This is a genomic window from Micrococcus sp. KRD077, assembly GCF_017168505.1.
Taxonomy (GTDB): Bacteria; Actinomycetota; Actinomycetes; order Actinomycetales; family Micrococcaceae; genus Micrococcus; species Micrococcus luteus.
This window is the reverse complement of record NZ_JABFAZ010000104.1, coordinates 1-4,647: the sequence shown is the minus strand read 5'-3', so window position 1 is coordinate 4,647 and position 4,647 is coordinate 1. Positions and strand designations below refer to the sequence as shown.

The window sequence follows — 4,647 nt, the reverse complement described above, 5'->3', positions numbered from 1 at the left end:
AGATGTGTATAAGAGACAGGCGGTCAGCCGTGGCTCTGCTGGGGGGCTGCTCCCTACGCTCGGAGGACGGCGCGCAGACCGCGCGCCGCCCCGAGACCGTGAGGAGCACCCCGTGGCGCACGACGACGCGAACACCACCACCACCGACCAGCTCACCCTGCAGGACCCCACGAAGCGCTACCCCGTGATCAGCCCGCCGGAGGAGACGCTGCCCGGCACCGGCCTGGACGCGGAGATGACGCCGAAGGCCGACCTGGGTGAGAAGTCCTACCGCGGCACCGGCCGTCTCGAGGGCCGCAAGGCGCTCATCACCGGCGGCGACTCCGGCATCGGCGCGGCCACCGCGATTGCGTTCGCGCGCGAGGGCGCCGACGTCGTGATCACCTACCTGCCCGAGGAGGAGAAGGACGCCCAGCACGTCCTCGAGGTCCTGCAGGCGGAGGGGCGCACCGCCGCCGGGATCCCCGGCGACCTCCGCGACAAGACGTTCTGCGCCGACCTCGTGGCCCAGGCGGTCGAGAAGCTCGGCGGGCTGGACGTGCTGGTGAACAACGCCGGCAAGCAGGTGGCGCAGGACTCGATCGAGGACATCGACGACGAGCAGCTCGAGGCCACCTTCGACGTCAACATCCTGGCCCAGTTCCGCCTGGTCAAGGCCGCCCTGCCGCACCTGAAGCCGGGTTCCACGATCATCAACACCACGTCCGTGGTCGCCTACATGGCCCCGGAGCAGCTGGTGGACTACGCCTCCACCAAGGCCGCCATCAACACCTTCACGAAGGCCCTGGGCCAGCAGCTGGCCCCGAAGGGCATCCGCGTGAACGCCGTGGCGCCCGGGCCGATCTGGACCCCGCTGCAGCCCTCCGGCGGCCAGAAGTCGGAGGACCTGCCGGAGTTCGGCCAGTCCACTCCGCTGGGCCGCGCCGGGCAGCCCACCGAGCTGGCCCCGGCCTACGTGTTCCTGGCCTCGCCGGAGTCCTCCTATGTGGTGGGCGCGACCATCCCGGTGACCGGCGGCATGCCCACCCCGTGACCGGAGTCGGGCGTTCCTGTCCCTGGGCGGTCACACCACCAGGGACAGGAACGCGCCGAGCGCGAAGCCGACCACGGTGAGCAGCCCGGCCTTCTCCCCGCCCTTCTCTCGGGCCTCGGGGATCATCGTGTCGATCAGCATGACCAGCAGGGCGCCGGCCGCGAACCCCTGGATGCCGCCGGTCAGGGTGGGGGAGGCGACGTCGGCGATCAGCCCGCCGCCCCACGTCGCCAGGGCGCAGACCACCGTCACGAGCGACCACTGGATCAGCAGGTGGCGGCGCGTCTTGCCGCCGTCGAGGGAGTCGGCCGTGGCGGCGATGGACTCGGGCAGGTTGGACATGAAGATCGCCACGAGCAGCGCGAGGGACACGCCCTCGCCCGCGGCCAGTCCGATGCCCAGCACGAGCTGCTCCGGGATGCCGTCCAGCAGCGCGCCCACGGTCAGTGCGGCGCCCGAGGACGAGCCGCCGGACCTCGCGGCGGAGCGCTCCACCGCACGGTCGCCGAGGAAGTAGGCGGCCGCGCCGAGCGTCAGCCCGATGCCGACGGCGGCGGGCCCGGCCGCCTGCACGCCCGCCTCCGCGAGCTCGAAGGACACGGACGCGATCAGGGCGCCGGCGCCGAAGGCGAGCACGAGTCCGATCGTGCCCATGTGCCAGCGGTGCAGGGTCGCCAGGACGGCGCCCCACATCAGGGTCATCACGCGTGCCAGGCTACGCGCTGACCGGGGGCGACGCCGGGCCGCCGCCTCAGCTCACCGCACGACCTCGTCCGCCTCGCCCGTGAGACCGAGCTTCTCGGCCACGTAGTCCACGTCCTTGTCCCCGCGGCCGGAGAGGTTGACGAGGATCCGCTCGTCCCGGCCCATCTGCGCGGCGAGGCGGATCGCGTGCGCCACGGCGTGCGCGGACTCGAGCGCGGGGATGACGCCCTCGAGCCTCGTGAGCCGCTGGAACGCGTCGAGCACGGCCGCGTCGTCCTCGGCCACGTACCGGACACGGCCGACGCGCGCGAAGTGGGCGTGCTGCGGGCCGACGCCCGGGTAGTCCAGGCCCGAGGCGATCGAGTGCACGGGGTCCGGGGTGCCGTCGTCGTCGGCGAGGACGAGGGTGGCCATGCCGTGGAGGACGCCGTCGCGGCCCTGGGTCATGGTCATCGCGTGCTCGCCCTTGGTCGCGGAGCGGCCGCCGGGCTCGACGCCCACGAGCGCGACGTCGGCGTCGTCGAGGAACGCGGTGAACGCGCCGATCGCGTTGGAGCCGCCGCCCACCGCGGCGACGACGGCGCTCGGCAGCGCCCCGAACCGCTCCTGGAACTGGGCGCGGGCCTCGCGGCCGACCACGGACTGGAAGTCGCGGATCATCGTGGGGAACGGGTGCGGTCCCACCACGGAGCCGATCGCGAAGAGGTACTTCTCCGGGTCCGCCGCGTACACCTCGAACGCCGAGTCCACGGCCTCCTTCAGGGAGCGGCCCTCGCGCTCCACCGAGACCACCTTCGTGCCGAGCAGGCGCATGCGCACCACGTTGGGGTGCTGCTTGGCCACGTCGATCGCGCCCATGTGGATCTCGCAGTCGAGGCCGACCATCGCGGCCGCCGTCGCCAGGGCCACGCCGTGCTGGCCGGCGCCGGTCTCCGCGATCAGGCTGCGCTTGCCCATGCGCTTGGCGAGTAGCGCCTCGCCGATCGTGTGGTTGATCTTGTGGGCGCCCGTGTGGTTCAGGTCCTCGCGCTTGAGCACGATCCGTGCGCCGCCGAGCTCGTCGGAGAGGCGGTCCAGCGGGGTCAGGGGGGAGGGACGTCCGACGGCGTCGCGCAGCAGGCGTCGGTATTCGGCGTAGAAGTCGGGGTCCTGGCGCGCCTCGGCGTACGCGCGGGCGACCTCGGCCATGGGGCTGGCCAGCTGCGGGGGCAGGTGGGCGCCGCCGTACTGGCCGAACATGCCGTCCGCGGAGACGTCCAGGTCCGGGGTGGTGACGAGGTCGCAGGCCTCGGCGAGGGTGCGGGGCTCGGCGGCGCCTCTCAGGGCGTTGTCCTCGGGGTTGCGGTGGGTCATCGGGGGTCCTCCTGGGATGGGGCCCGCCGGAGCCGCTCATGACCGAGCCGCCCGGCAGGCGAGCGGCTCGTCGTGTCAGATGCGCATGACCGAGGCCGCCCTCAGGCGGTCCACCACTGCTGCGCGCGCATCTGCATGGGGCCAGCGTACTGCACGTCGGAGCAGGCGCGGGTCTCACCATGTGGCTGTAAATCTCAAAATATGGACGACTCTCCCGGTCTCAGTGAATCGCGATTCACCCTGGATCCATGACCATCACCGCCGTCGACACCCCGTCCCCGACCGCCGAGGCCGCCGCTGTGCTCGCCGCCACTCCGGGCATGCGGTACGCCGAGTTCCTCACCGCCGCCCCCGCAGTGCCCGGCATCGTGGCCGTGGTGGCCGAGGAGTCAGCCCGTGCCGCCCTGGGCCTCACCCCCGCCGCCGGTGATGTCCTCGCCGTCGACGTGGCCGACGAGAGCCTGCAGTGCCGCGAGGTGCGCGCCGCCTTCCAGTCCGGTCGTACCGGCGTCTCACCGCTGCGCCAGGCGTTCGCCGCCCTGCTGGCGGGCGAGCTCGGCCTGGATGTGGAGCGCACCAGCCCGGGTGCGGCGGGGGTGGGCTTCGCCCTCACCCCGGAGTCCGAGGAGACGCTCACGGCGTGGATGCGGGAGCACCTGACGCTGCGCGCCTGGGTCGCCCAGGACGCCTCCGCCCTCGAGGGGGTCGCCCGAGAGGTGGCCGCCGATCTCGCCCCGGCCCTGCAGCCGGGCGCTCTGGAGGCCCCTGTGGCGCAGCGGGTCGCGGCCATGAGGGCCTCCGCCCGCCGTTCCGCCACGCTCTGAGCCGGCCGGGCGCCGGAGGCGACGCCCTCGTCCGTGGCGCTCGGTCTCGTCGTGCCGGGAGATCACCCCGAGTCCGCTGACAGGATGGGTGCATGAAGCACGAGATCGTCCTCACCCGCGGGGACCTCACCCTGCGCCCCCTCTCACCCACCGACGGCCCCGCCCTGCGCGAGCTCGTCGACGCGGTCATGTGGGCGGGGAACAGCGCGCCCCTGCCGGTGGACGGTGCGGCCATGTCCGCGCACCTCGCCGAGCTGATCGAGCGGGAGGGCACCTTCGCGTTCGCCGTCGAGCAGGGCGGGGAGCTGGTGGGGCGCACGAGCCTCTATGACCTGGTGCCGGGGCTGCGGGTGGAGGTGGGGCACACGGTCTACGCCCGTCGGGTGTGGGGCACCTCCGTGAACCCCGGCTGCAAGCTGCTGTTGTTCGGGCACGCGTTCGAGGAATGGACGCTGGAGCGGGTGGCCCTGCGCTGCGACCACCGCAACGCCCGTTCGCACGCCGCCATCGCCCGTCTGGGGGCGACGTTCGAGGGCACTCTGCGCCGCTTCCGTCCGGCGGCGGACGGCACGATCGCCGACGTCGACTACTTCAGCGTGGTGCGCGAGGAGTGGCCCGCGGTGCGCGCCGGGCTCGAGGCGCGCCTGGCCGCCTAGGGGTGTAGAACGGGGGGATGCCACCCGCATCCTCTGCCCCGTCCGCAGAGCGCGGACGCTCCCGCCCCCGCCCGGC

The 4,647-nt window shown here is 73.2% G+C and carries 5 protein-coding genes; 3 read left to right on the top strand and 2 right to left on the bottom strand.

All coding sequences use genetic code 11. The features are described from left to right. Window positions 1–112 precede the first annotated feature (112 nt). A complete protein-coding gene (locus J1M39_RS12015; RefSeq protein WP_206496847.1) occupies window positions 113–1,033 on the top strand; it encodes an SDR family oxidoreductase in 921 nt (306 codons plus the stop codon). Window positions 1,034–1,063: 30 nt separating this feature from the next. Here J1M39_RS12015 and J1M39_RS12010 read toward each other — a convergent pair whose 3' ends face one another. Further along, window positions 1,064–1,735, bottom strand: coding sequence for a ZIP family metal transporter (locus tag J1M39_RS12010; RefSeq protein ID WP_136939895.1), 672 nt, complete (start codon window positions 1,733–1,735; stop codon window positions 1,064–1,066). Between the two features lie 54 nt (window positions 1,736–1,789). Further along, window positions 1,790–3,091 carry a tryptophan synthase subunit beta gene (trpB, locus tag J1M39_RS12005; protein WP_206496846.1) on the bottom strand — a complete coding sequence of 434 codons (1,302 nt, stop codon included), beginning with the start codon at window positions 3,089–3,091 and terminating at the stop codon, window positions 1,790–1,792. Window positions 3,092–3,339: 248 nt separating this feature from the next. On the opposite strand from trpB, the gene J1M39_RS12000 reads away from it, so the two are divergent. Both J1M39_RS12000 and J1M39_RS11995 read left to right on the top strand, forming a co-directional pair. After that, a complete protein-coding gene (locus J1M39_RS12000; protein WP_095695112.1) occupies window positions 3,340–3,915 on the top strand; it encodes a hypothetical protein in 576 nt (191 codons plus the stop codon). 92 nt (window positions 3,916–4,007) lie between these two features. Then, window positions 4,008–4,571: a GNAT family N-acetyltransferase gene (locus J1M39_RS11995; RefSeq protein WP_044659345.1), complete on the top strand. Its 564-nt coding sequence runs from the start codon at window positions 4,008–4,010 to the stop codon at window positions 4,569–4,571. Window positions 4,572–4,647: the final 76 nt, after the last annotated feature.